At 34.2% G+C, this 25,853-nt stretch carries 36 protein-coding genes, 3 pseudogenes and 1 other annotated feature; of the genes and pseudogenes, 8 read left to right on the forward strand and 31 right to left on the reverse strand.

Annotated elements, in window-relative coordinates; translation table 11 throughout:
* Positions 1-47: 47 nt before the first annotated feature.
* Both ACTQ5K_RS13885 and ACTQ5K_RS13890 read right to left on the reverse strand, forming a co-directional pair.
* Complete coding sequence (locus ACTQ5K_RS13885) at positions 48-941, reverse strand: DUF4367 domain-containing protein (protein WP_235251827.1); 894 nt, start codon at positions 939-941, stop codon at positions 48-50.
* Positions 901-1,431 (reverse strand): sigma-70 family RNA polymerase sigma factor, encoded by a 531-nt coding sequence (locus tag ACTQ5K_RS13890; protein WP_441130910.1) that lies wholly within the window; start codon positions 1,429-1,431, stop codon positions 901-903. Before ACTQ5K_RS13890 ends, ACTQ5K_RS13885 begins: the two co-directional genes overlap by 41 nt.
* Before the next feature lie 179 nt (positions 1,432-1,610).
* Here ACTQ5K_RS13890 and ACTQ5K_RS13895 point away from each other — a divergent pair, with 179 nt between their 5' ends.
* Together ACTQ5K_RS13895 and csaA are read left to right on the forward strand one after the other, a co-directional pair.
* On the forward strand, positions 1,611-2,387 hold the full coding sequence (locus tag ACTQ5K_RS13895; protein ID WP_235251829.1) for a class I SAM-dependent methyltransferase: 777 nt from the start codon (positions 1,611-1,613) through the stop codon (positions 2,385-2,387).
* A 70-nt stretch (positions 2,388-2,457) separates the two neighbouring features.
* Positions 2,458-2,787, forward strand: coding sequence for a chaperone CsaA (csaA, locus tag ACTQ5K_RS13900; RefSeq protein ID WP_235251830.1), 330 nt, complete (start codon positions 2,458-2,460; stop codon positions 2,785-2,787).
* A 99-nt stretch (positions 2,788-2,886) separates the two neighbouring features.
* Here the strand turns inward: csaA and ACTQ5K_RS13905 are convergent, their stop codons facing one another.
* Genes ACTQ5K_RS13905 through ACTQ5K_RS13920 form a run of 4 tightly spaced genes read right to left on the reverse strand, consistent with a single transcriptional unit; the run spans position 2,887 to position 4,672 of the window.
* The gene (locus ACTQ5K_RS13905) at positions 2,887-3,717 is read right to left on the reverse strand and encodes a GNAT family N-acetyltransferase (RefSeq protein WP_235251831.1); all 831 of its coding nucleotides are present in this window, start codon (positions 3,715-3,717) and stop codon (positions 2,887-2,889) included.
* A 38-nt stretch (positions 3,718-3,755) separates the two neighbouring features.
* Positions 3,756-4,229: a GNAT family N-acetyltransferase gene (locus tag ACTQ5K_RS13910; RefSeq protein ID WP_031537844.1), complete on the reverse strand. Its 474-nt coding sequence runs from the start codon at positions 4,227-4,229 to the stop codon at positions 3,756-3,758.
* A 24-nt stretch (positions 4,230-4,253) separates the two neighbouring features.
* Positions 4,254-4,481: a hypothetical protein gene (locus ACTQ5K_RS13915; RefSeq protein ID WP_031537843.1), complete on the reverse strand. Its 228-nt coding sequence runs from the start codon at positions 4,479-4,481 to the stop codon at positions 4,254-4,256.
* Positions 4,482-4,501: 20 nt separating this feature from the next.
* Positions 4,502-4,672: a hypothetical protein gene (locus tag ACTQ5K_RS13920; RefSeq protein ID WP_031537842.1), complete on the reverse strand. Its 171-nt coding sequence runs from the start codon at positions 4,670-4,672 to the stop codon at positions 4,502-4,504.
* 148 nt (positions 4,673-4,820) lie between these two features.
* Here ACTQ5K_RS13920 and ACTQ5K_RS13925 point away from each other — a divergent pair, with 148 nt between their 5' ends.
* On the forward strand, positions 4,821-5,033 hold the full coding sequence (locus ACTQ5K_RS13925) for a hypothetical protein (protein WP_035416475.1): 213 nt from the start codon (positions 4,821-4,823) through the stop codon (positions 5,031-5,033).
* A 120-nt stretch (positions 5,034-5,153) separates the two neighbouring features.
* Here the strand turns inward: ACTQ5K_RS13925 and ACTQ5K_RS13930 are convergent, their stop codons facing one another.
* The 12 genes and pseudogenes from ACTQ5K_RS13930 to argS form a co-directional block, all read right to left on the reverse strand.
* Positions 5,154-5,687 (reverse strand): dihydrofolate reductase family protein, encoded by a 534-nt coding sequence (locus tag ACTQ5K_RS13930; protein WP_031537839.1) that lies wholly within the window; start codon positions 5,685-5,687, stop codon positions 5,154-5,156.
* Positions 5,688-5,747: 60 nt separating this feature from the next.
* The gene (locus ACTQ5K_RS13935; protein WP_031537838.1) at positions 5,748-6,203 is read right to left on the reverse strand and encodes a GNAT family N-acetyltransferase; all 456 of its coding nucleotides are present in this window, start codon (positions 6,201-6,203) and stop codon (positions 5,748-5,750) included.
* A gap of 141 nt (positions 6,204-6,344) precedes the next feature.
* Entirely contained in the window at positions 6,345-6,500 is a 156-nt protein-coding gene (locus ACTQ5K_RS13940; protein ID WP_235251833.1) for a DUF3934 domain-containing protein, read from the reverse strand.
* Between the two features lie 227 nt (positions 6,501-6,727).
* Positions 6,728-6,901, reverse strand: coding sequence for a hypothetical protein (locus ACTQ5K_RS13945; RefSeq protein ID WP_441994004.1), 174 nt, complete (start codon positions 6,899-6,901; stop codon positions 6,728-6,730).
* Between the two features lie 134 nt (positions 6,902-7,035).
* A pseudogene (locus ACTQ5K_RS13950) lies at positions 7,036-7,365 on the reverse strand (DUF2441 domain-containing protein); the annotation flags it as partial.
* A 131-nt stretch (positions 7,366-7,496) separates the two neighbouring features.
* Positions 7,497-7,790 carry an antibiotic biosynthesis monooxygenase family protein gene (locus ACTQ5K_RS13955; RefSeq protein ID WP_031537831.1) on the reverse strand — a complete coding sequence of 98 codons (294 nt, stop codon included), beginning with the start codon at positions 7,788-7,790 and terminating at the stop codon, positions 7,497-7,499.
* A 245-nt stretch (positions 7,791-8,035) separates the two neighbouring features.
* Positions 8,036-8,470 (reverse strand): YfmQ family protein, encoded by a 435-nt coding sequence (locus ACTQ5K_RS13960; RefSeq protein WP_441994005.1) that lies wholly within the window; start codon positions 8,468-8,470, stop codon positions 8,036-8,038.
* A gap of 167 nt (positions 8,471-8,637) precedes the next feature.
* Positions 8,638-10,074, reverse strand: coding sequence for a MocR-like pyridoxine biosynthesis transcription factor PdxR (gene pdxR, locus ACTQ5K_RS13965; protein WP_441994006.1), 1,437 nt, complete (start codon positions 10,072-10,074; stop codon positions 8,638-8,640).
* A 143-nt stretch (positions 10,075-10,217) separates the two neighbouring features.
* A pseudogene (locus ACTQ5K_RS13970) lies at positions 10,218-11,144 on the reverse strand (DUF2268 domain-containing putative Zn-dependent protease).
* Positions 11,145-11,225: 81 nt separating this feature from the next.
* Positions 11,226-11,597 (reverse strand): VOC family protein, encoded by a 372-nt coding sequence (locus ACTQ5K_RS13975; protein ID WP_031537825.1) that lies wholly within the window; start codon positions 11,595-11,597, stop codon positions 11,226-11,228.
* Positions 11,598-11,815: 218 nt separating this feature from the next.
* Complete coding sequence (locus ACTQ5K_RS13980; RefSeq protein WP_441994007.1) at positions 11,816-12,403, reverse strand: DUF1775 domain-containing protein; 588 nt, start codon at positions 12,401-12,403, stop codon at positions 11,816-11,818.
* 289 nt (positions 12,404-12,692) lie between these two features.
* Positions 12,693-14,369, reverse strand: coding sequence for an arginine--tRNA ligase (argS, locus tag ACTQ5K_RS13985; RefSeq protein ID WP_441130920.1), 1,677 nt, complete (start codon positions 14,367-14,369; stop codon positions 12,693-12,695).
* A 52-nt stretch (positions 14,370-14,421) separates the two neighbouring features.
* Positions 14,422-14,636: a binding site (T-box leader), on the reverse strand.
* Between the two features lie 122 nt (positions 14,637-14,758).
* Here argS and ACTQ5K_RS13990 point away from each other — a divergent pair.
* Positions 14,759-15,052, forward strand: a complete 294-nt coding sequence (locus ACTQ5K_RS13990; RefSeq protein ID WP_031537821.1) for a hypothetical protein — start codon at positions 14,759-14,761, stop codon at positions 15,050-15,052.
* A gap of 77 nt (positions 15,053-15,129) precedes the next feature.
* Here the strand turns inward: ACTQ5K_RS13990 and ACTQ5K_RS13995 are convergent, their stop codons facing one another.
* From ACTQ5K_RS13995 to ACTQ5K_RS14030, 8 genes are all read right to left on the reverse strand, one after another.
* Complete coding sequence (locus ACTQ5K_RS13995) at positions 15,130-15,555, reverse strand: hypothetical protein (RefSeq protein ID WP_031537820.1); 426 nt, start codon at positions 15,553-15,555, stop codon at positions 15,130-15,132.
* A 192-nt stretch (positions 15,556-15,747) separates the two neighbouring features.
* Entirely contained in the window at positions 15,748-15,906 is a 159-nt protein-coding gene (locus tag ACTQ5K_RS14000) for a hypothetical protein (RefSeq protein ID WP_204375766.1), read from the reverse strand.
* A 177-nt stretch (positions 15,907-16,083) separates the two neighbouring features.
* Positions 16,084-16,941 carry an AraC family transcriptional regulator gene (locus ACTQ5K_RS14005; protein ID WP_031537817.1) on the reverse strand — a complete coding sequence of 286 codons (858 nt, stop codon included), beginning with the start codon at positions 16,939-16,941 and terminating at the stop codon, positions 16,084-16,086.
* A gap of 354 nt (positions 16,942-17,295) precedes the next feature.
* Positions 17,296-17,763, reverse strand: a complete 468-nt coding sequence (locus tag ACTQ5K_RS14010) for a hypothetical protein (protein WP_031537815.1) — start codon at positions 17,761-17,763, stop codon at positions 17,296-17,298.
* A gap of 79 nt (positions 17,764-17,842) precedes the next feature.
* The gene (locus ACTQ5K_RS14015) at positions 17,843-18,070 is read right to left on the reverse strand and encodes a hypothetical protein (protein WP_031537814.1); all 228 of its coding nucleotides are present in this window, start codon (positions 18,068-18,070) and stop codon (positions 17,843-17,845) included.
* A 119-nt stretch (positions 18,071-18,189) separates the two neighbouring features.
* Positions 18,190-18,834, reverse strand: a complete 645-nt coding sequence (locus ACTQ5K_RS14020) for a TVP38/TMEM64 family protein (RefSeq protein ID WP_109769020.1) — start codon at positions 18,832-18,834, stop codon at positions 18,190-18,192.
* Positions 18,835-19,123: 289 nt separating this feature from the next.
* Positions 19,124-19,957 carry an alpha/beta fold hydrolase gene (locus ACTQ5K_RS14025; protein ID WP_031537810.1) on the reverse strand — a complete coding sequence of 278 codons (834 nt, stop codon included), beginning with the start codon at positions 19,955-19,957 and terminating at the stop codon, positions 19,124-19,126.
* Between the two features lie 55 nt (positions 19,958-20,012).
* Positions 20,013-20,450: a DinB family protein gene (locus ACTQ5K_RS14030; protein ID WP_031537809.1), complete on the reverse strand. Its 438-nt coding sequence runs from the start codon at positions 20,448-20,450 to the stop codon at positions 20,013-20,015.
* Positions 20,451-20,685: 235 nt separating this feature from the next.
* Between ACTQ5K_RS14030 and ACTQ5K_RS14035 the strand changes: the two genes are divergently transcribed.
* The 4 genes from ACTQ5K_RS14035 to ACTQ5K_RS14050 all read left to right on the forward strand — a co-directional run bounded on the left by ACTQ5K_RS14035 (position 20,686) and on the right by ACTQ5K_RS14050 (position 22,936).
* Positions 20,686-21,213: an isochorismatase family protein gene (locus ACTQ5K_RS14035; RefSeq protein WP_031537807.1), complete on the forward strand. Its 528-nt coding sequence runs from the start codon at positions 20,686-20,688 to the stop codon at positions 21,211-21,213.
* Positions 21,214-21,353: 140 nt separating this feature from the next.
* A complete protein-coding gene (locus tag ACTQ5K_RS14040) occupies positions 21,354-21,608 on the forward strand; it encodes a YueH family protein (protein WP_048717823.1) in 255 nt (84 codons plus the stop codon).
* A gap of 192 nt (positions 21,609-21,800) precedes the next feature.
* Positions 21,801-22,307 (forward strand): GNAT family N-acetyltransferase, encoded by a 507-nt coding sequence (locus tag ACTQ5K_RS14045; protein ID WP_031537805.1) that lies wholly within the window; start codon positions 21,801-21,803, stop codon positions 22,305-22,307.
* A gap of 83 nt (positions 22,308-22,390) precedes the next feature.
* Positions 22,391-22,936, forward strand: coding sequence for a GNAT family N-acetyltransferase (locus tag ACTQ5K_RS14050; RefSeq protein WP_235251843.1), 546 nt, complete (start codon positions 22,391-22,393; stop codon positions 22,934-22,936).
* Between the two features lie 29 nt (positions 22,937-22,965).
* Here ACTQ5K_RS14050 and ACTQ5K_RS14055 read toward each other — a convergent pair.
* The 5 genes and pseudogenes from ACTQ5K_RS14055 to ACTQ5K_RS14075 all read right to left on the reverse strand — a co-directional run bounded on the left by ACTQ5K_RS14055 (position 22,966) and on the right by ACTQ5K_RS14075 (position 25,851).
* Positions 22,966-23,458, reverse strand: a pseudogene (locus ACTQ5K_RS14055) (dihydrofolate reductase).
* Between the two features lie 20 nt (positions 23,459-23,478).
* Positions 23,479-24,153, reverse strand: coding sequence for an HAD family hydrolase (locus ACTQ5K_RS14060; RefSeq protein ID WP_031537801.1), 675 nt, complete (start codon positions 24,151-24,153; stop codon positions 23,479-23,481).
* A 31-nt stretch (positions 24,154-24,184) separates the two neighbouring features.
* Complete coding sequence (locus tag ACTQ5K_RS14065) at positions 24,185-24,616, reverse strand: NUDIX hydrolase (RefSeq protein WP_031537800.1); 432 nt, start codon at positions 24,614-24,616, stop codon at positions 24,185-24,187.
* Positions 24,617-24,647: 31 nt separating this feature from the next.
* Entirely contained in the window at positions 24,648-25,568 is a 921-nt protein-coding gene (locus ACTQ5K_RS14070; protein ID WP_441132107.1) for a ketopantoate reductase family protein, read from the reverse strand.
* Between the two features lie 103 nt (positions 25,569-25,671).
* The gene (locus ACTQ5K_RS14075) at positions 25,672-25,851 is read right to left on the reverse strand and encodes a hypothetical protein (protein ID WP_441994008.1); all 180 of its coding nucleotides are present in this window, start codon (positions 25,849-25,851) and stop codon (positions 25,672-25,674) included.
* Positions 25,852-25,853: the final 2 nt, after the last annotated feature.

The following is a 25,853-nucleotide window of genomic DNA, read 5'->3' on the forward strand; positions in this document are numbered from 1 at the left end:
TCCATTGTTATCGTAGGAATAATTCGATCTTCCATTACACATATCTCTTACTTTTCAATCATTGACAGCAATACTTTTTCCATTTCTTCTTTAGACATTGTATCTGCAGTTAAGATGATTTTATATCCTTTTTCAGGTACTATTACCCTCATCCCAACAAACGGCCATTCATCACTAGGGGAAACATAATCCACCTGAAATCCATTTATAAAATAAGAATCAGGCTGTTCAAAAAAACCGGACTCTTCCATTTCTAAATCAGCTTTTTGATTTACATTTAGCTGTTGGGTTGAAATTCTAGACGCGCCATCGCTATATTCTAATGAAACAATCGGTTCTTCCCCTTCCTTATATATAGCAAAGCTTTCATCTACTTGTTTATATCCTTCTGGTAGATAAGTAGGTTTTATAATAGGAAAACTTGCGAATACCTGTGCTTCCTTAAGAGCAAATTTCTGTTCATAAGTACTTTGTAATTCTTTAATTTCATGTAGTCTTTTAGCTTCTTTGCTATCTGGCTGTCGATTTTCTTTATTTATCTTTTTCCATGTCTCAGCCTGTTCTGTATACAATTGACTATACTGTTTGAATTCTTCGTTGGTTAAATTCTCCTTCGCTATTTGCATGCTGCGCTCAAAGAAATCTAATTCTCCTTGAGTTTCTTCGGGATATGCTTTCATTAGATTCTCTTTCGACCCAAATAGCTGACTAATGAAAGATTGTGCAGCATCTGCCATGTGCGAAGCACCAAAAGCTAGACTCGCTCCAATTATCATTAACGAAGCTACAGATGCAAGTACCCACTTAGGGTAGTTTTTCTTTCGCTTTTCTTCTCTATCTAATTCCTGATCTATTTTTTCGAATGTTTCTTTTTTAAACTTTTCCAGATTCACTTCATGCTTAAAGTACATCTTTGCTAATCTTAATTCTTTTTCTTCCATTTCCATCCTCCTTCATTCTATTACTTAATAATTGACGACCTCTAGCAAGTCTAGATTTTACTGTGCCAACTTTAAGATATAAAACGTCTGCTATTTGCTGAATCGATAGCTCTTCAAAATAGAAAAGTGTAATAGGCAAACTATAAGGTTTCGGTAAATCATAGACAGCATTATGTATTTCTTCTTCCTGTACACTTCGGAGATAGGAGTCTTCACTGCTTTCTTGATTCATTTCCGGTAAAAAATCAGATATAACTTCTCGCCAAGATTTTCGAAACGAACTATTGCATTCATTTATTACAATTCTCGCCAGCCAAGAGAATGGCTCTTCCTTATTCTTTAATTGATCCATCGAATAAAATGCCTTAACAAATGCTTCTTGTACTTGATCTTCTGCTTTTAACCAATCTTTCGTGTATGTATATGCAAGCCTAACAAGACGTTGCGTATACTGGTCTATCCATAACTCTAGAACTTCTTTCTTATCCAAGAATTAACCTCCTTATTCAATATCTAGTTGACGTCTTTCATATGTAAGATGTCTTTTCTTTAGGAAAGGTTCCCATTTTTTAAAAATAAAATCTCGCATCTATCATAATACTAATTCCCTTTATCAATATTTTCCATTATAATTCAACTTACAAATATATACATAGGGAGAGTGTAGAAATGGAATCTTTTCAAAATGGAAAAGACAATTGGAATGCGGATTTATATGATGATAAGCATTCGTTTGTTTCAAAATTTGGAAATAATTTAGTAGAGTTGTTAGATCCAAAGCCTGGCGAAACGATCCTCGATCTTGGCTGTGGAACGGGTGATTTAACGAATACCATCCATAATTTTGGTGCTGAGACTTTAGGTATCGATAAATCGGAAAATATGGTGAAGAAAGCATTCAATAAATATCCTCATTTAAAATTCTTGGTTCAAGATGCAACAAGCTTACATTTTCCTAGCGAATTTGATGCAGTATTTTCTAATGCGACTCTGCATTGGGTACACCCTCCTGTCAAAGCATTAGAAGGAATCTATCAAAGTTTAAAAAAAGGAGGAAGATTTGTTGCCGAATTTGGTGGCAAAGGGAATGTTCAAATAATAACAGATGAAATAATACGTCAAATAAAAGGAGCAGGATTTCCGTTTAGCGAAGAACAATTCCCCTGGTTTTATCCAAGTATTGGGGAGTATTCACATTTAATGGAAAAAGTCGGATTTAGGGTTACCTTTGCGCAACACTATGATCGACCGACTCCATTAGATGGAGACAATGGCTTGAGGAATTGGATTACTATGTTTGGAGATCTTCTGTTTCATGGTATTTCTATAGATGCTAAGACCGAAATCATTTCAAAGGTTGAAGAAAATGTAAAAGATAGATTATATATAAAAGGAAAATGGATGGCAGACTATAAAAGGCTCCGATTGATTGGTGTGAAAGAATAATAGGGAATCAATTAAAAAACAGATTTCATTTAAAGATAGACTAAAATAAAACGAAAATGGAGATGTATTCATGGCAACAATTGAAGACTTTTTAAAATTGGATATCCGTGTTGGCACTATTATAAAAGCAGAACTTTTTCCAGAAGCACGTAAGCCTGCTATAAAATTAGATATTGACTTTGGAGAAATTGGCATTAAACATTCTTCTGCACAAATTACACAACGATATACACCAGAAGCACTTATTGGTAGCCAAGTAGTTGCAGTGGTAAACTTCCCAGCACGACGTATAGCTGGTTTTAAATCTGAAGTATTGGTAATTGGAGGTGTCCCGGAAGAAGGTGATGTGGTACTTTTAAAACCAGACGTGCCTGTAAAAAACGGAACACCGATAGAGTGAAGATTCAAATAAAAATGGTAAAGACCGCTTGAACAAGTCGGTCTTCTTTTTACTGAATATACTGTTATTTCAATATACTTAAGGTAGATATTTGAATAGTTATACTAAATTTGCCCTTTCATAGAACTCAATCGGACCTGCTTCGTCAATAATGATAGATTCATAGCCCATTTCCTTCATCTCATTTAAACATAAATGCAGCAAAGTATATCCAATACCTTGTGCTCGATTAGAAAGAGCGACTCCCATTGGTCCAAATAATCCCTTTTTTCTTCCTACTACATCAAAGCAAGCAAAACCAATTATGCTTGTATTATCGAATGCAATAAAAATAGGAATTTCGTTCATAAATAAACCATTTTCGATTGCTTCCATCCATCCATTTCCAAATTCCATATTCACAAAGCGTTTTAATAAAGCAACATCTTTTCTTGTTGCTTTTCTATACGTAATCTTGCTTGATGGTGGATGTGGAAAAGAATACTCTTTTAATGAAACAGTCAAATTCCTTGGATAAGCAACTATTTCTAGGATACTAGCTATATCAAACGCTTCAAATATTGCACTTGTTAATTGGTCATTACTTTCCAATATCCCCTCAAACAAATGTCCTTCATTTATATAAATCTGCTTAAATCTATTCATTCGATTACTTGCAAACTCAAAAATATTTTTCGTAGAATGAGAAATATTTACTTGAAAATGTTCAAACGGAATTCCTTGTTCGTTTTCCCTTACACTTGGATTCTTTAATTGTTCCCTTACTTTAACTATAAGATCGGGACATGTATTATGTATTTCAGCACACACTCCTGTTTTTTCATGCAAAATACCAAATAACAGATGAATGGGGTACATAATCGTATTTGTCCTACTAGCTTGCTTTTCTGCTTGATGTAGAATTCTTAAAGATCGTTCTGTGAATTTCAATACCCTCTTCCCTCTCTCAATCGTTTCTTTTTCTATTTTTAAGAAAGCTTCTTTGATAAATCCATCATATTATCAAAGCCCAGCTGTTCATAAACCGTTCGTCCAGTAGAACTGGACCATAATCTTGCTCGTTTTGCGCCTTTTTGTTTTAGCCATAAACAAACTTCATCTACTAACTGAGAAGCTAAACCATTTTTCCGATATTCTTTCATCGTATATACCGCTATCACCCAGCCAAAGAGACTTTGTTCTTCTGCAAGTGGAAAGGCATACTCTGTTCTAATTAAACCGCCTGCACAAGCAACAATCTTTTCATCGTCGTTATCTAAAGCAACTCTAAACATTAAATTGCCTAATTCAAATTCCTTTAGAAATATGTTTTTCACTTCTTCAATCCGCCGAAGATTTGGCTTTGGTATTCCATCTATTTCTCCCATTTCACAAGCCATTTTATACCAGTAGTCTGTCATAATACTCAGCTCGTCATAAGTAGCCCATCTTGTTTCAAACATAGTTAACCTCCTAATTAATATTATTTATAAAAGGAATAGGAATAATCCAATAATGGCAATTACCAAATAACATATTGTTCCGATAGTTTTCACTTTGCGATTCACATCTGTTTTTTTCTCTAAATTATGTGTATAGTCATACATAACCCATAAAGAAATTAACGGAATAATTCCTACCAAATAATTATCTATATGAATGATTATATACACTGCCACTATTGCAAATGCACTATTATATAATATCGTTCTCAATCTCTTCCCTCCTAAATTAATTACTGCTTCGTATTAAAGCATTTTTCACAAATTAATTTCCCTTCATAATGTATATAAGCTTTTATTTCCGTCATCCCTTTTCGCTTTGGATAGAGCATTTTCACAAAAACAACTTCATTCCCTTTAATATGTTTGCCACAATAGGAACATTGGGGTTTTAGTTTAAACATCGCTGTTCCTCCCTATATAATTTATCTACTATTTACTACGGACAATAGCTATTAAAAGTTCCGTTTATCCCCATTTAGACTAAGCTCAAATGAAAAATGCAGACACATATGTTACATTTAAGTTATTAGAATTCAAATTATTCAATCAATGAAAATTTCTGTAGGAGGTGATTATATATTGCTTTTACTAATAGCAATCGTATCGATCGTTATATGGAGTACGCTATCTCGAGAACTTGTAAAAACTTCAGAGGAGAAGAATAAATTAAAAAACAAGCGTAAAGTCATAACTTTAATGTCTGCAGGTACCTTATCAACCATTATTCTGACTATTTCCCTTTTTCAAAATTTCCAATCTTAAAATCCGATTTACATTTTTCACAGAACTTCCTTTGCATTGGTGGAGGTTCTTTTTGTGTCCAACTATAGAAAAAAGCATTACCACTTATTGCAGCAATGCTTTAATTAGCCATTTTATAAATTATTCTTTTACTACGTAATGAAGCTCTACAAACTGATTAAAGGTTCTTAATCTTTTCAAAGAAAGGTCTAATTGATAATTCCCCTCTTTAAATAACGGAAGGCCATTGCCTAGAATAGTTGGAGCTATTGTTACAATGATTTCATCAATCAATTTTTCTTTCATAAAAGAATATAATAGTTCTCCTCCACCAACAATCCAAATCGATTTTCCCTCTTCGCTTTTTAGCTTATCAGCAAATTTAGTGACATCTTCATTAACAAATTTCACATACTCTGTATCCTCAATAGAAGACTTTGTATATACATAACAGTTTTTGTTTTTATATGGAAATTCCCCTCCTTCTTGGTTCATAATCCAATCATAAGTCCTTTTACCAAGCAAAATGGTATCCACAGTTTCATAAAACTCGCTAATTCCGTTATCCCCTTCCCCTTCTACTTTGAATAGCCATTCAAGAGAGTCGTCTTTCGTCGCAATATATCCATCTAAGCTTGAGGCAATAAATAATACTAATTTTCTTTTTTCACTCATAAGTTCTCCTTTTTTAAATTATCAATTATTCAATAATAACGATTTTCATAAATAGTAGAATTAAATGTCTTTTTCCATCAAAACATTCGTAGTCTCATACCCTACTTTCTCATATAATCCTCGGGCTACTAGATTATGACCAAAAACATGGAGACCTATTTTTTTCAATCCGACCTCCTGCCCAACCATCTCTATTTGCTTTAGTGCTTCTTTGGCATAGCCATTCCCTTGGTATTTTTCTCTTATATGTATATCATAGATAAACCCTAGTTTTTCAGACTTTTGTGCGAGCCAAATAACGCCAACTGACTCGTCATCCTTTCGAATCGTGTATAAGAAATTCCGCTCCGTCTTTTCTCCTTGCGGCAAAAGTTTTGCATATTCCTCTTCCGCTTTTCTTATGGATTCTTCCTGCTTCCAATTTCCTGACAAAACTTTTTCTTGTGCATAGGTTTTAATTGCAGAAGATAGATATGTTTTATATTCATCAGAATTCATTAAATCTAATTTAATCATTGCTTATCACTCCCCCTTCACTTTTTATTCTAGTTTTTAACAATCGATTCCTGCTTTACCTAGCTTGGAAAAAATTTAAATAAGGAAAAAGCGATCCTTCCTCATGAAAGAATCGCTCCGTCTGTTATATAGCAACAGAAACTATTTTTCCGATGTCTCTGTATTTTTGCGATTTTTAACACCTTTACTCGTGTAAGGCTTGTTACTCTTTTTTTTGTTTGCACTAGCTTGCCAGCGATTCCAACCCTTCTTATCTGTTCCTCTGCCTGTTCCGCCCTTACCTTTTGCTTTACTCATAGAATCAACTCCGATTTTCTTGTCCATTTACGTATCTATCATTAGTTAGTCTTATCCTTTTATTATGGTAAAAAAACATACATAATGAACTATAAGTATATAACAAGGAGTTAATGTTTGAAACAATTAATAATTTTTGTATACGATAATAAACTATTTTTTCTTCCACCAACCATAACATATTACAAAAGAAGCACTATTCTTTCTTAGATTAAGCACTCGTTCCTTTATACTTCACTATTGTTTTTCTTTCCAGCAACTACAACCCTATATACATCATAAGCAGTAAACACAACCACTATTCCCCAAAAATAGATACTGCTACCAATCGAATTATCACTAAATAAGACAATAAGGACGACAATCCAAAAACCGACCAATGAAACTATTCTGTTAACCATTTCAGATTTAAACTTTTTTTCACACCTTTTTGATCATTATGAATGCTTATATTAGCTGCTATTCGCCTTATATTTTATAAGTTTGTTGAACAAATAGGTTTCAAAATGTTTGTTCAAATTTTCATTATCCACTTTTAATTAAATTTGCCAATTGTAAAATCATGAATAATCTCGACCACTTCAATTTTTCCATTGATCAAAAGCTCAGGTAGCTCATTTTTCTCGTTTCCTTTCCAATATTGCCGAGCCTGTTCTATTTTTTTGTGGAAAGGTGCAGCCTCTATAGTTGGCAATAGTTCTCCATCTCCTTCAAAATAATTCCCCATCACAAGAAGCTTAACAATCTGTAATACATTGCGGTTATAGGAATCAAATAATGCTTTCCATTTTAGAACCTCATCATAACTTTTCGCAGCATATAAACAAGCCAGCCTGGAAGGATAATCTGGATATTCCTGTGTTTTACTTCTATTTATAGACAAGTAATAACTACTATAACTATTCCAATCGATATGATAAATACCATATATACACTGCTTTTTTCTTTATATTATTTTACTCATCTACTATATGCTAAAAAGAAATGTATATCCCCTCAAAGGACAACCTTTGTAAAATGTTCAACTATTGGAAAGGGATCATAAAAATGATGTAGCTGCTTTTTCCAATCCTGATATTCATTCGATTGTCTAAAGCCAACAGTATGGTCTTCTAATGTTTCCCATTGAACAAGCAGCAAATATTTCCCCTTTGCTTCCATACATTTCTGTAATTCATGGGAGATATATCCATTCATCGAAGAAATAATTTTTGATGCCTCGAGAAATGCTTCTTCATATTTTGACTCCATGCCTTCCTTAACTTGTAACATCACAGCTTCTAGTATCATATATTTCTCCCTATTTTCTTTATTTAAATTATTGGATAAAACACTTATTTTTTTCGAATCACTTGCTGATTAAATTCCGTATTCCTACACTTCTTTTTCGTGTTTTTCTGTTCATTAGAGATAATTGATAAATAAACAATTCAACATTTATTGCCAATTTCCTTTTTCTTCCTTGCCTCTTACATCACCTTTCAAAAAAAACGCATAAAAAAACTACCAAACTGGTAGTTATAATCTTGTAACAATCAAATTCTATTTTTTAAAACATCTAAATGAAGAGGATAGGTGCTATATGCGACTTTTTTATTTTTGTATTTTTTCACAATATCTACATGATCGTGATAACTATTTAAGAATAATTTTATATTCTTATTTCCTTTTTTCGTATGAATAATGAGGGAATACTCAGCATTATTTGGTTTGAGGTATGTTTCTTCACTTCCTGGATAGAGACTATATTTTTCCCTGACAATCGCTTCATTAAATAGTTTTATTATCGTCTCTTTATTCTCCCCATCTACCTTCCTCTCGTTGTAGATAATTTCCGTCTCCAAATCATTAAGTTTTAAATGCATCTTATATTTATCCAAAAGCCAATCTACCACTCCAGTTGGTAAGCACGTCATTAAAACTTTTATCATACAAAATAGGGCTAATGCTATGATAGAAATCCAGGTCATTCTCATTCACTCCATACTTATTCAATTAACATTTCTACGATATTAATAGTACTAAATTTCTCATTCACATTGACCATCCAATTATTATATAAATTGACCATCCACTTTCAATTTATGCTGACTTCTCTATAAAAAAAGATGCAAAGTTGTTTTGCATCTCATCTGTATTATTCTCTACTGGACTTTATTGCTTCTGCAAATCTTCTTATCCCCTCTTCAATATTGGTTTCTTTTTCTTTCGCATAAGTAAATCGAACATAATGAGAGTTGGAACCCATAGTGGAGCCAGGTGCATAAATAACCCCATTTTTTAAAGACTCCTCCAATAAACGGTTTTCGTTGACTTCATTTTTTATTTTACACCACAAATGAATCCCGCCATTTGGAATGATGAATTCTACTTCTCCTTTTAAATAGGTATCTAAGCTTTCGATGATTTGATTTCTTCTACTTTCAAGTTGTTTAATTAAATGATTTAAATGGGATGCAAACGAAGGCGATTCTAGAAAATCGTTTGCTATCCATTGGGAATAACTCGAATGTCCAAAATCAACCTGTTGCTTAGCATCGGATAATCTTTCAATCACTGGCTTTGGACCAATAATCCAGCCAATTCGAAGTCCAGAAGCAACAATTTTAGAGAGCGAGCTAATATATAACACATTTCCATTTTCATCCATCGATTTCAGCGGAAAGACCGGTTTTCCAGAAAAAGAGGTTAAACTATATGGATCATCCTCTACTACTGGTATGCCATATAGGGAAGAAATTTCTAAAATCTCCTTCCTCCTTTTTTGACTGAGGGAAATGCCAGTTGGTTTTTGGAAAGCTGGGTTTAGAAATATCATTCTAATCCTGTGCTTTCTATGTAACGAGATTAAATCATCAGGTTTTATGCCATTTTCATCTGCTGTCAAAAAATAGCTTTTAACTCCTGCTGATTCAAATAATGGCAGACTATAATGATAAGAGGGATCCTCAATCGCTACCGCATCCCCGGGTTTAAGCAAACATTGAATGATTAAATGCAATGCTTGTTGGGCTCCCGACGTTATCAAGATAGAAGACGGATTCGTATGCAAACCTCGAAATTCCTCCATATGATGGGCAATGGTCTTTCTTAGCACCTCGCTACCTTGTGGATGATCATAGCCTAATGACCCAATATAGGAGCGATCAGAAGTAATTTCCCGTAGCGATTTTAAAGGAAAAAGATCCTCTGAAAGCTCCCCACTAGCTAAATTGATCAAATGATGATCCACCATCTCTTTTCGTATCCGTTGCATGACAGGTACATTAGGCAGAAAAGATCCAGCTTCAATATAGCGATTCCAGCTAGGCACACGCTTTTTGGTTATTCCCCATATATCCTTACTGATTGTTGTTCCACTGCCGCGTTTTCTTTCAATTAATCCATTTGACTCTAACTCATCATAGGCTGCAACTACTGTACTTCTATTCAATTCTAGCAATTTTGCTAAAGTTCTTTCAGATGGCAACGGCTTGTCTAAAAGAAAAGATCCATCTGCGATACCATTTTCAATAAACTCAGCTAGTTGCTTATAAATTGCTTTTTTTATTTGTCGATCAGGTTTCCACTCCATTGTCTCCACACTTCTTTACCACAAATTGCATCCATATAGGACTGCTATCTAAATTATATTGTTTTCCATTATAACTTAATATTCTCCCTTTAAACAGCTATAGTGCTTTCCTTTTTTCCTATAGAATATTTCACTACTTTTTACTAATATAGCTCAATATATTTTCCATCCTCATAAATCTCTTCTCCAGATACCTCTGTCCATTCTTCGGGGGTAAGACTTGTATGCGAGTCTAAATAAGCTTTTACTAAATGATATCCCGCGTTATACCCATAATTCTCAGGAAGTTAGTCCCCTCCATAGATTATTTCATAGGCACGGTATCCATCATAAAAATTCAATTCAGGCTCTACTAGTTCCCAATATTCTGTTAAGAAAGGATAGCTTGGATCTTCATACGAATTACCAGGGTAAACAATGTTTTCAAACATCACTGCTTTTCCTTCTAAAACTAAAATATCCAATACTGTATCAGAGCTTTCTCTATTAAAATACTTTTCCGTCCAAACACTATGATGGTATTCATGTGCTATTCCAACCTTCAAAAATTCTTCATCAAAAAATAACGTGTAAAGAACACTGATTTTCCCTGTTCCTTCGGTTACCATTTGTGGCAAATCAGGATCGTATGGAGTTGGATAAATGCATACATCTGTAGCTTTGTTTGATGGAATATAATTAGCGGATTCTATTAATGCTTCTTTAATTGCATTATTTATTTTTTCCTCATCCATTGTATTTATAATCGCGTTAACAAGTTCCATGTCTTCTGGAGGCTCGACTGAATATGTTTTCCCACTTCTTTCAAAGTATTCCCCATCCTGGTAGCATGCTTCAAAAACCGGTTCAATTACTTCTTCTTCAAATATTTGCTCTTTTGGAATAGTAGAATCCTTTTCTATCCTCTTTTCATAGTTGTCATATAGCTTATAAACATGAATAATATTAAATTCTTGATTTGTTTCAGGATGATTGTACGAATAAATCAACGTTTCATCTAAAGTTTTTTGATCAAATGATATCAGCACTGTACAAAAAAGTAAAACGATAAAAACACCAAATAAACGCATAAAATATCTCCTCAATAATTACAAAGTCCAACAGATAGTAAATAGGTTTTTTAGGTAAAAATATGGGGAATTATTTTAATCTTACCAGTGTACTTGGAGCTTATTTCCATTTGGGTCATAAAAGTGGAAAAAGGTGTGACCATTATCTTCTTTTATATCCTCCACCTTAACTTGATTATTAATTAAGTGTTGATGAAATTTAGATAATTCTGGACTTGTAAAACCAATGCTAAATTCTTGTTTATTATCAATTGTAAAATGTGCAAATGTTTCATCCTCAGTAGGAACTAAGATAAGTAAAAAAGGTCCTTCATTCACTTTTATAATGGCAAGTTCCTCTGTATTGTTTAGCAACTGCAGCCCTAGTACATCTCTATACCATTTTGCAGACAGTTCTAAATCTTTTACAGGAATTCGAATATAATGGACTTGTTCAATAAATGATTTACTCATAGCCTTCTCCCCTTTATTTAATCCGGTATATCTATATTCCCTTTCTATATCCCTATTTCCTTCCGATAATTGAATTAAATTAACCCTATCTTTATCGGAATGTTACCGGTGAAAGAACAACCGTTTGAAAAATTCAATAAACATTATTCATTTACAAACAAAAAAGTCCATTCCTTAGAAGCTAATCTATTCCTTAGGAAATGAACTTTTTCATCTTATTATTTTTTTCTAATAAAAGTCAATCCAATCGCTACAACTGATAAAACAATCGCGATAATGGAAAGAATCATATTTACATTCGTACCTTCATGTGCATGCTCGGTATCCTCGTCTGAAGCATGATGATCATCTGCTGTGTCATCTGTTGCTTCATCCGTTCCATGGCTATGTCCATGACTATCAACCGTTTCATTGGATTGAGCAATACTTGTAATAGAATGAGGTAATTCAGAATCACTGTCTCCTGTCCACTCGACAATGCTGCCATCTGCATAGTATTGGAATGCATCCCAGGCAATATCGCCAGGCTCTTTAGGATTTTGTGCTCTAAAGGTGAAGTCGCGGTATTGACCAGCTTTAATTGCCGTATCTTCTGATTCCGCTTCCCAAGTAACTGTAGCAACTTTCCCATTATCATCTGTTGTTGTAGTCGTCTTCCAGCCATCCACTGGTGCATACATTTTGAATTCCACATTTTCCGGAATCTTGATTGTAACTTTGGTTGTATCCACATTTTTTTCAACCGGTATTCTTACTTGATATGTTTCCCAAGCCTCTGTAGTTGATTGAGAAGGATTTACTGTCACATGAGCATTCACTGGTAATGCAATGAAAAAGACAGCTGCAAAAGCAACTAGTACCGATTATAATTTCTTGTTATGTATCATTTTTAAATCTCCTTTACTTTTTTACTGATTCCATAAAGAGAGGTTAACACTATCTCTCACGTGTTAACCTCCTTCATCATAACAAATCAAGTAACTTCATTCAAAGATAAAATAGCTGTTTTTGTGTCTATTCTGTGAACGTTTTATATCAAATGTATTTTTAACGAGCTATATCCTATTTTCGCCAAAATAAATCCTTTTTAATCTTCTACATCGCTTCAGGAGCGGATATACCTAGCAATCTTAATCCTTCTTTTAAAACAAGTGTTACTGCGTATACCAATGATAGTCTCGCTTGTTTCTCATCGTTTTCTTCCAAGATTTGAACATGCGCATAGTATTTATTAAATGCTTTCGCTAAGTCGATAACATACTTGGCGATTTCAGAAGGATCATAATGCTCCATTGCTCTTTCCACACTTGTTGGAAAGTACATTAAACTCTTCACAATTGGAAAACTTCCATGATCCCACTGTAAGGCAGTAATGTTAGCTGGTTGGAAAAATTGTCCTTTCCGTAATAAGGAACACGCTCTTGCATGTGTATATTGGATATATGGTCCTGTTTCTCCTTCAAATTTAAGCATATCCTCTAAGGAAAATTCTATATCTGTTAACCGATAGTGCTTTAAATCATGAAAAATGATTGCCCCAGTTCCAACTTGCTTTGCTACTTCTTCTTTCTTTTTTAGAGAGGGGTTTTTTTCTTCGATATTTTTCTCTGCCAACTCGATTGCTGCTTGAAGTACCTCCTCTAATAGCACCACTTTCCCTTTTCTTGTAGACATTTTCTTGCCTTCTTTCAGCATCATACCAAATGGAATATGAGCCATTCCTTTTGCCCAATCATAACCCATTTTTTCTAATACTTGAAATAACTGCTTAAAATGGAGAGTTTGTTCATTGCCTACCACATATAAGCTTTTCTTAAAATGGTAAATATCCTGGCGATAGATCGCTGCCGCTAGATCCCGTGTTGCATAAAGAGTTGCTCCGTCGCTCTTTTTGATTAAGCATGGCGGGAAGTCTTCAAGCTCTACCACCTGTGCCCCTTCTGATTCGACTAAAAGCTGCTTCTCCTTTAATAACTTGACAACAGCTTCCATCTTGTCGTTAAAAAAAGCTTCTCCATCGTTTGAATCGAATGTTATTCCTAATAGTTGATAGATTTTATTAAACTCTTTTAACGATTCCTTTCGAAACCATTTCCAAAGTATTGTCGCTTCTTCATTTCCCTGCTCCAAATAATTAAACCATTTTCTCCCTTCCTCATTTAAGGCAGGATCTTTCTCGGCTTTCTCATGGAACAGAACATATAGCTTTAATAATTCTTTAATGGGATTTTTCCTTACTTCCTCTTCTATTCCCCATTTTTTATAGGCAACAATTAATTTCCCAAACTGTGTCCCCCAATCACCAAGATGATTAATGCGAATGGGGGTATAGCCATTTTTCTCTGCAATAAGTCCAATGGCATTCCCGATAACCGTTGAACGCAAATGCCCCATTGAAAATGGTTTGGCAATATTAGGAGAAGACAAATCAATTGTCATTACTCCTTTATCTTGCTGGATATCGCCATAATGCTCCTTTTGTTCAAGTATTTCCCCAATTACTTTAGAGGAAAGCAATTGCTGATTTAAATAAATATTAACATAGCCGCCAACAACTTCAACATGAGCAATTAGTGGAGACTCGATTTTTCCGGCAATCTCTGCAGCAATGAGCTGCGGTGCTTTCCGCATTGATTTCGAAAGGGTAAAGCATGGAAAAGCCAAATCTCCTAAATGAGCAAATTTCGGTTTTTCCAATAGTTGTTCAATCATTTCCTTTGTTAAATCTAAATATGGTTCTAATACGTTTGCTATTTCTGATTTGATGTCCATCTATTCTTCTCCTTTTTAAAGATAAAATAAAAAAGCCCCCACCTCTTCCAAACGAAGAGGCGAGAGCTTAAATTCCCGCGGTACCACTCTAATTGCTATTTCCATAACCACTTAAATCAGTTAACGGCCTGTCACCGATCATTCCTACTTCCATTTTCAGAATGATATCTCCAAAGTGCGTTTCACTAATTGTTCTACATTAGGCTTCCACCATCCCTAATTCGCTATCGCTTTCCAATTAGCTAGTCTCTTTTTCAACGACTTTCCATATTTTTTCTTATTATACACACACTCTCCGGAAGAATCCAACACTTTTTTGCTTTTTAAAAAAATCTGGCAAGCGCCAATCATTTCCATTTACATATAGTATGGAGGGAGGTGAAACGATAATGAATTTTCAAAATAGAGCTTTTGGTGGACATATAGGTGCAGTTGGTCCAGTTGGAGCTGGTGGATTTGCAGGTGTTGGCCATGGTGCTGTAGGAGTTGGAGCTATTCCTCTTGGTGCAGTTACGCCAGCAGCTGGCTTTACTGCAGGGAACCCACTAATTATTACTCCTTTCCATCATGTTCCTACTACTCATCAACAGCATTGGAATTATGGTCAAACTTTTCCCTCTTACTCTCAACCATATGGCTATAATCCAGCTTATTCTACTTACGGAAATTACCCATTTTATTAACTTAATGAAAAAGGCAACAACTAGACTCCCTTTAAAATCATAGGAATCTGGTTGCTGCTTATTTCAACTTTGAGCTATTATTCTGCAATAGTAACTTTTTTGTTTTTTCGCCAGCCGAGGAAGGTTACTACTAATCCCCCAAGTGAAAGGATTATACCAATAATGTATCCTACTAAACTTGCAGTACTTACATTATCCCCGTTTGGTGCACCGCCTCTTTCTTCCATCCCATTAAACGGCGTCATACCATTTTGATTATCCATTGAGAATCCATTGTCCTCTGTCGTATTGCTATTAGTATCTGAATCTGCATTTGTGTCTGTATTTGTGTCTGTATTTGTATTTGCAGATGCAGTTGCATTAGTCGGCGCTTGACCTTGGCCCATCATGCCTATTCTCTCAGAAGGTTCTTCTCTATTTACATATGATACAACTCCAATTGTTGATTGAACCAATAAGAATACCATCGCAAGGATCGCGATCCAATTTTGTATTTTCTTCACTTTCATCTCTCCTATCTGTAATGTATTTTTATTATGCTAGAGTTGGCTTAATTTTTTCTTAAATTTTTTTAATAGATGGAAAGATAAGAAGTATTTTTCTATCATTCTCTGAAGAATCGCGTTTGTTGTAATTATGAACGCTATTATTTCATAGCATTCTTTGAGAAATGGTTTTCATTTTGAATATGAACGCTACTTTTTCTCTCTTTCTTTTGAAAAATGGTTCTCATCTTGTTTACGAACACACTTTTCTCTTCCTCTTTCTGAAAAATGGTTCTCATCTCGTTTATGAACACCACTTTTCTCTTCTTTCTTTTGAAAAACGGTTTTCATCTCGTTTATGAACACCACTTTTCTCTACTTCCCTTTGAAAAATGGTTCTCATCTCGTTTATGAACGCCACTTTTCTCTTCCTCTCTCCAAAAATGGTTTTCATTCCATTTATGAACACTGCTTTTCCCCAATAAAAAAACCGATGGAAGCTGACTTTATGCTTACCTACTAGCATTGTCATTCCATCGGTTTTTTTTATTTAACTGGAATCCATATTTCCGAATAGCAATCTTCGCTGGACGGATCATCTTCTGTGTAGCGTTCAAAAGAGATGAATCCTCCCTGTTTATAGCTGGTAGTTGGCATCCATTCCGAATAAATCTGTTTCCACACTTTCTGTATACTATGGGGCATTGGTCCATGTACTTCAAAAACTGCCCACTTAGATGCTGGAATGATAAGCTGGTCATATTTTGCTGATTTTTCTTCTGTAGCAACCGCTATCCAGTAATCCATGTCTTTCCCTGCAACTTCTGTTTGGTCTACACAAACACCAAGAACACCTGGTACTTCACCTACTGATAACATTAATAGTTCGTTTACTGTTCCCTCATTATTTACCTCTTCCCAAAGCTTAGGGATTTCACGAAGATTTTCATCTTCTTTAATTGAATAAGACTTTTTCAAACCTACAATAGTAAATGCTTCTTTCTCTACAATTTTTACCTTCATTGGTTCTGCCCCTTTCAGCTGTACTTGAATGACGAGTGGGTTATATATTTTCAGGCTGCCAACTCCTCTTCTCGTTTCACTCGGCGTAACACCATGCTGCCTGCGATATGCTTTTGTAAAAGCTTCAGGTGTTTCATATCCATATTTAAAAGCGATATCAATAATCTTTTCCCTTGAGTGAAGCAAGCTTTGCCCAGCTATTGTCAGCCGCCTTCTTCTTATATACTCCCCTACTGGTATTTCAGTAAGGATGGCGAATGTGCGTTGAAAGTGAAAAGCAGAAACATTCGCAACACGCGCAATTTCTTCTATCTCAAGCTTTTCTTCTAAATTTTTTTCGATATAGTTCAATGCTTTTTGTAATCCTTCCAACCATGACACCTTTCTCACATCCTTGGTACTATCATATAGTTATTATTAATCGTTTTCCGGTTCATTTCTGCTTTCTTTTGACAGATATACGATTTGTTTTCTGATTGTCAAAATGACGGATTAAATAGAGAATCGACCGCCCTAAATAAATACAAAATAAAGTACCAAATATAATGAGAGCAGCTAAATAGTTGTCAAATATCTTCTTACTAGCAAAGAATAATAATAAAAAAATTAGTGCCACCAATAAATTTAAAATTGGATAATTTTTCATCTCTTTCCCTTCCCTGCTTTATAATTTATGTATGTATTTCTCACGGTAAAATAGGCTGTCTATCCCGCTAACTGCTCGGTTTAGACAACCTATTCTACTTTAACAGAGAACGTATAATTAGGATTTCCTTGATCCCATTGGGCATAGATCATATATACATATATTCCTTTTTTGGCTGGAACAGTCATTTTGTTTCTGTCTACCTCTATAAATTCCTCTTCACCATCTTTAAATACTTTTGCAACCTGTAATGATCCATCTAAAGGTTTTTTATTAAAATCAATCGTGATGGTTGCATTCGGTTCCACTCGAACAGAACCATTTTTCAATCCCATATCCCAAGCTGATGCATAAACATAATCGACACAGGAGCCTTTCAAAGAACCTTGCCAGCAATTGGAGCCAATTGTTGTCGGTATTCTATTATTCTCCCATAGCACCTCAGGTTTTGGTGGCTTGGAAAAGTAAAATGTATCCATGAATACCCAAATACAAACAAAAATAAATGCTATTATTGTTACCACCATTAACATGCGAACCTTATTATCCCCTTTCATCCCTCTTTCATTATTGGACGATTGATATTGCAGAAAAGTTTCGATTTTTCATTATAAATAGAAAATTCAAGAGGAATTTTTACTCTCCACCGCCACCACAATCTCCCCCACTATCAGAGGAACCTCCACAGTCATTCCCTCCATCAAAGAATGATGTATTAGAGCTATCTGTTGGTCTTCCTGAATATGGTGGGAAATAATAGCTATTATCATGTTGACTTATATTATTTGTCTTTCCTTTTGATGAAGCATTAAAAATATTTACTATTAAGATCACAGCAAATACAATCATTATGAATCCTAACATAGCAAACTCCTCCCTTCTTATACTTATAGTTTGTATACGAACCTTACGCTGAAATAGTTTCATAATTTTTACAAATAAAAAACCCGAAAAGTAGCTATCCTACCTATCGGGAAAATTGACTATGCTCTTTTCTTTATTTCCTTTACTTTTTCCTTAACGGATGGCTTTCTTCTGTTAAAATAATAAAAAATTCCAGTTATCAGCAAAATAATAACAATTAATGCGAGTGGATTAATATTTGTGGAAAATACACCGTAGGGAATTAATGCAAGAATAAAGAAGTAAAAGAAATTTCCTATCGCTGTGCCAATAGTAAAAGGACGCAAGGAAATAGTACTTACACCTGCAATGATGTTTAAAATACTTGTCGGGAAGAAAGGAAAAACCCTACCATATATTACATATTTCATTCCTTTATGTTCGATTTTATCAAGCATATCTTGGTGATTTTTGACTTTTCTATGAACAAAATCTTGAAACCAAAAACGAGTAGCAAGAAAGATAAGCACCGCGGCTACGACACTAGAAAGCCAGCTCCACAAAAAACCATAAAAGAAGCCAAACGAGTAAAAATTAAGGGTAATAACCAATATTAACGGGATAACGGTAAAGCTATTTTGAATGATCATAATAAATAAACTTACTATAAGTGCATATGAAATATTATCATTAAATACAGATGTGACAGAATCAATCTCCCCTTGACGAATCGCCTGTAAGATATCTGTATAACGGATAAATAGAATAAAGAGGCTGATCGTCACAAAAAACGTGAATGGCTTCAAAAAATGTTTTATAATAAATCACCTTTTTCATAAATTATATGTCACATGCTAAAGAGTGGTACACTTTAGATGATTCATTTTACTACAAATTTATTCTTTTTCTTTTTTTTATAATTATCAGTTTTCTACCCTTTTTTATTTTCTATAAATCTGTGTTATCTAATAAATGTTCATGAATGGCATCAAACAATATATGATTGCACAAAAAAACACTATTCATTAGCATAAACCTTTAAAAATGAATAATGTCTTTTACCCAGTATATTGTCTACTTTTCTTGAGCAAGGCTAATATCTTCTTCTACCCTATTTAACCACTCAATGATAATAGAAGTAAATAACTTTGTTTGTTCAATCTGCAAATTATGCCCTGCTCTATCTAAAACAGCAAATGTTGCTCTAGAATAATTTTCAAGAATTGCAAATGCATCTTTATATCCAACCACAGAATCTTGTTTGCCAAGTAAAAAGACACTTGGTTTCTGAAATAGGACATCATCGATTGAAAAAGAAAATCCATAGCTCTCTTGAATTTTATCTAAGAATACAGAATCCGCTATTTTGCATCCTGACAGTATTTCTTCCTTATATCGCTTCCAATTGTAATCATCCAAAACTACTTGATTTGATTGGAAATCGCTAAGCTCATCTTCTGCTAAGCTTGCTAAAAATCCATGATCCGCATAAACAATTGTGTGGTCTGGAAGTAATCTCTTTTCTTTATCTGGTATAATCATAGGACAAATGAATGCAGCTCCTAATATTTGCTCTTTATGTTCCTTAATGATTCCTCTAGTTAAATAGCCACCATAGGATTCTCCTACGATTAAAAATGGTTGATTAGGTATCACCGTATGAATAAAGCTTACTACTGCTTCTAACATTCCATCCGAGTTATGTATTTTTTCGTAATCCCTAGTTTTTCCCATTCCAGGTAGATCAATATAGATTCGTCTCCATCCTTCCTTCTCTTTAAAGATAGGTTCCATACAACCGCTCAAAAGTCGATGATCTGGAGTAAATCCATGTACCATAATTATCGGAATTCCTGAACCTATATCTTCATAGTATATATTTGCGTTTTTCACTTTGCAGTATGGCATCTTTCAGTCTCCCTCTTAATTTACTCTAAAATATATATGTATCTATTGATGTAGCTTATTCAAATAATGAAATATTCAAGTCTTTTCCATAACAGAAAACAAGCAAGGTGTGTAATTGAGCTCTATGATGATAGATATGTGCGACTATTTCTAATAGCCATTCATACCTTGTATAGGTTACTCCCCAATAGGATGTCGTTCTTTCTTGTAATTCCGTTTCTGTGAGATTGCTATAGCTTTCTTTTAATGTTTCATAATTATAAGCGATAGCATCTTTTATAGCGTTCACACTTTTTAATGAAACACTAGAATAATATTCACTCATCTCTTTTTGTGTTGCACTGTTCGCTATCAATAAATCAGCCTTACAAATTACAGCAATATGTTCTAATAGCTCACCTATCGAACGCTTATTACTTGCAGGCATTTTCTGTAAGTCAGCCTCTTCTAATGTCTCTATTATTTCAATTATTGTTTTTAAAGCTATTTCCATTTGATTTAGTGCGCTAGTAATATATGTATTCTCCAATAACGCTCCTCCTAAAAAGAATATATGTTCGCATTTTGATTATAGACTATTCTATCATAAATTCAACACTAAAATTCGTTTATTCTGACTTTTAAACGAATCGACCTTTAGCTTATAATTTATTAGCCATGATTTGTCCTTGTTTAGCTCCTTTTCCATCTGCTATACTTTAAAAGAAACAAACAGGAAGTGTTATTTTATGAGACAAGCACTTATTATCATCGATATGCAAGAAATTTTCTTTAACCATCCCCAATACTATTTATTCAATAAGGATCAAATTTTACAAAACATCAATATACTAATCAATCAAGCTCACGAAAAAAATATTCAGGTTATTTTTATTCAACATACAGATTTAAATGATCAGGATGAGCTTTTTGAGGGAAAAGATGATTGGAAACTTCACCAAAATTTAATAGTTTCCTCTGAGGATAAGATAATCAAAAAAACAAAATGGGACGCTTTCTATCAAACAGAACTTTTGGATTATTTAAAAAGCATGAAAATAGAACAGCTTATATTTGCTGGTGCACAAACTGAATTTTGTCTTGATACTACTATTCGAGCAGCTTATAGCTTGGGATATCAAAATAATCTACTTTTCCAAAACACCCAAAGTACGATTAATGGCTCCGTTTTACATGCAGATGATATTATTAATCATCATGAAGCAATTTGGAATAATCGATTTCTGACAGTGATAAAAGGGGTATTAAAACTATAAAGGTTACAAATAAATTCATTGGCACTTTTATATTTCAAACATATCATTCCTTTAACATTTTATTTAAATCTTCTACTTTTGGAAAATAAAGTCGAAAAAAAGGAGTATAATGGAAATAAAAAAAGACGGAGGTTGTTGTTATGATTACCTTGCTAGAGGATATTGCTCCCTTCGGACTAAAAGACACGAAATTATATATCATGAAAACAACTGATTCTTTTGTTATTTCTATCCCTAAAATTAATTGGTCTACAGAACTCCGTAAATCAGAATCAGCCCATGATCAATTTAATCATTTACTTCATTCTTTAACATTTCACATGTTTGAAGGAAATTGCTCTGAACTAGCAGAATGTATCACGGCATCTCTTGGAAAGTATGAAAATTCATTGTAAGAAAGTCTCTATCCTTTCATTCATATAAAGTCATGCTTGAAGGCACAAAAGATCATCATCAGTGTTCTTTTGTGCCTTTTCCATCCATTAATTTTCTCCCTGCCTATTCTCTACTCTACAATTCATTGCATAAACCGATTCTCCTAAGCTAAAATGGGTAAATAAAGAACAGAATGTAAAGGAGTTTTTTTCTTGGAGTTTCTTTTTACAAGTAAACGATTAGGTTTTCGATTATTAACAATAGAAGATGTAGAAGCATGTGAACAGTTTTGGGGAAACGAAGAAGTCATGAAGTATTGTGGCGGAAGTACAGACTCTTCCTTACTTCCACAAGTTATTGACTTTTACGAGCAAAGTCAAGCTGACTTCGGTCTTTCTGTTTATGGAGTAGTTGATTTGGCTAGCAATCAGGTGATTGGGGCAGCTGGCTTTAATATAGAGGATTCCATAGACGAAGTAGAGCTAATTTTCCATTTTACAAAAGAAAATTGGAACAAAGGGTATGCGACAGAAGCGGCGATTGCATGTATGAAGTTTGCTGAAAAGCAAGGAAGTGTTCAAAAAGTAATTGCCTCTGCTAGTATTGAAAACAAGGCTTCTTTAGAAGTACTTGGCAAAATTGGCTTTCAGTATATGGGAATAAAATATTTCGAGGATACAGAACAGGAAGAAGCTTATTTTGGGTTTGTTTTTAAGTGAATGGATAATAGTTTTCTCAAGGGGAACAAGAATATTAACTTGACCCCTTGCCTACCGTACATTTAAAAAGGAAGTGGGAAATTTTGAATAATGAAAATAAAATTATTATAACTCCATTAAACATTGATTTAATAGAGGATATCAATAAGACAAATGATTATTTTAAGTTGTATGGCAGAGTTGTCCCTAGTTTACAATCAGGCAAATGGTCTTATAAAGAGATTCTTTTTGAAGAAATTAGAGAAACACGGTTTCCAGATGATAAACTTGATTGGAGCCAATATATAAATCGAGAGGATAAAGCTTTGTTTTTAGCTTATATGAATAATACTTGCATAGGACAAATTAGAATAATGAAGGATTGGAATCGCTTCTGTTATATTGAAAACATTGCTACAAAAAAAGATTATAGAGGAAATGGAATCGGAAAGTTGCTCTTAAATAAAGCGGAAGAGTGGGCAAAACAAAGAAATCTTATCGGGATGTCCTTGGAAGCACAAGATGATAATCTTGGTGCATGCAGATTTTATGTGAAACAAGGATTCATACTAGGTGGGGCTGATACACTAAAGCAGTCATATAATCCAATTATTGAGACCACTTTGTATTGGTATAAGTTATTCAAGTAATGGTGTTAGTTAATAAACACACATACTGTTTAAAAAGCCAAGCGTTCATATACATGAAAATAGTAAGAATAAGGGTTATTTTCATCTGTTATTCCTTGGGTAACAGATGTCTCCTTCCATTCCGTGCAAATCAACATTTGGAAAGAAAGTGTCACCTTCAAATTCTGCATGAATCTTGGTTATATACATTGTTTCTACATATGGAAGAAATATTCTATAAATTACTTCTCCGCCAAAAATAAATATTTCTTCTTCCTTTTCACATAATGTAAAGACTTCATCTAGTGAATGAGCCATTTCACAGCCATCAAATACTATTTCTCTGTCTCTAGATAAGACGATATTCCTTCTGCTACTTAGTGCTCTTCCAATAGATTGAAAGTTTTTTCTTCCTAAAATAATTGGATGCCCTGAAGTAATCTTTTTCACATACTCCCAATCTCTCGGAATTCTCCAAGGAATATCATTATCCTTCCCAATTACTCTGTTTTTGTCCATCGCTACAATTAAAGAGTCCTTCATGAAGCACTCCCCCTATTGACTTATGTAAAATAGCTTAATAGTCGATCAAAAGAATCAATCTCCGCAAATGGTTTTATCTTGGTAGCGTTCTTAATCTTACGTGGATTAAACCATATACCTTTTAAATTGGCATTTTGACAACCACCAATATCACTTTCTATGTCATCCCCAACAAATAATGTATCCTCTGGCTGCACATTAAGCTTATTTAAAACTAGCTCAAATATGCGTTTGTCCGGTTTACTAATTCCTACTTCATCGGAAATGATGATGGTATCAAAATAATGATGTAAATTGGTGTTGATTATTTTTGCTTTTTGTCTTTGAACAGTACCATTTGTGATAATTGCAACCTTCACTAGGCTCTTTAACCTATTAACTATATTAATCGTATCTTGATTCACAGAAAAACAATACGGAAAATGATTATTCCAAAAAACTAAGATATCATTGTGTGGTATTCTGTATTTCGGTGGAAACGCATCGAAAAATGCTTCCAAAACCTTTGTTTTATCCTTTTGACCATAGCATTTCTTATCCTGTTCTTTGAATTCTTGCAGCATTTCTTTTTTTAAGGAATCGTTAATATCCTCATAACATTTTTCTAACATAATGAAAAACAGTTTATCTACGGCATTATCTCTATCAAGCAAGGTGTCATCTAAATCAAATAGCACTGCTTTGTAGTTGCTCATATAATTTCATCGCCTTTCTTACCCTTACCATTTAAAATTCCACATAAAAAGGTTGGCTACTTTCATCCAAACATTTCTCTATTCTTTCTCTAAAATTCTTATGTGTCACCATTTCCAACGCTTTCTCAATGGAAAAATACCCTACTTCCAAACTTTCTGGAGAAGTGGTTAATTCCCCTCCAACTGGTTTTGCTAAAAACAGCGTATTGCATATAGAACGGTTGACATTTTGAAAGATTCCACAAAATTTGATTACTTCAATATCAATACCTGATTCTTCTTTCGCTTCTCTAACTGCAGCATCTTTCAAGGACTCTCCCTCTTCCACTTGTCCGCCTGGCATTTCCCAGCCTCTTTTAGGTCCCTTGATTAATAGAATTTCGCCCTGTTCATTGATAACAATCGTCGCTGCTGAAACGATATGTTTTGGCGGTGACCATTGCTGTTGTGTACTTTTAATCAATTGATTTCCCTCCGTTCTTTTTAGAGCTTTTCTACCCTTGCATTTCCTCCACTGTTTTAATAATTCGATAGAATGCTTGATTAATAGGTGTTTCGATGCCAAGCTTCTGACCATAATCGATAACTTTTTCGGCAAATAAAGCGACTTCTGTTTTTCTGCCAGCTTCGATATCCTGCAACATTGATGTCTTTCCTGTTCCGCCAACTTTGCTTAATACATTGGCAAAAAAATAATCCACGTCTTTTTCTGTTAGGTCAATCTCCTTAGCCTGAGCAAGCTGAATTACTTCCTTCATCGCACTTTTTGCTAGTTCTCTTGCTGGTCCTTCTTTTTGAAAGAAGGCATATGGAGCTCTCGTTACAGCGGAAGCTTGATTCATGCCTACGTTAATCATGAACTTATTCCATAGTGCTCGTTCCATATCTTCTGGTACATCAACTGGTATGCTTGCTCTTTCTAAGCATTCTCTGACCTCTTTTACGCAATCCGTCAGCTCTATATTTACTCTTTCCCCAAAAGTGATAATCCCAGGAGTACTGTAATAGATTCGATTGCCTTCTCTTGTTGAGTCAATACCATTGCAGATGGAATAGAGAATTTTTTCTTCCCCATAGCTTTGTGCTATTTCTTCCTCGCTTGTAATCCCATTTAATAAGGAAAGAATTACTGTTTTCCCTCCTACAAATGGACGAATTAGGGAGATTGCTTCTTGAAGCTGTCCATATTTTACTGCAAGAATAATCAGTTCAAAGGCTTCTGATTGTGTTTCATGATTGATGTACTGAAAGGAGGTTTCCTCCCCGTTTATATAGTACTTTTCTTTTTCGTATTTTGTTTTTCTATGCTCATCGACAATAATTTGTACTTCTAATCCTTCTACTTCCTGAAGCATTTTGCCGTATACTGCACCAATTGCTCCAAGTCCTACGATACCGATTTTTTTGATGGTCACTTTTCTTTCCTTCTTTCTACAATTATTCATAATCTTTTAAATTATTCTAACATATATTTCTAGTAAAAATACTTCCTTCTCATCAACGAAAAGGAAGTATCTTCTATCCTATCTTATCTTTACCTGCTTCAATCGCTTTGTTAATGGCTTTGCGAATGATTATTTTTTCTTCTACTTGTTTATATTCCCTTAGTACATCAAGTACTATTTTCCTTGCAATTACTTGATTTCTCGTAATCGGGTAAACCAATGAGTACAGATAGGCTACTTGTTTCTTATTCATTT

The organism is Niallia sp. Sow4_A1 (genome assembly GCF_052116745.1).
Lineage (GTDB): Bacteria > Bacillota > Bacilli > Bacillales > Cytobacillaceae > Niallia > Niallia hominis.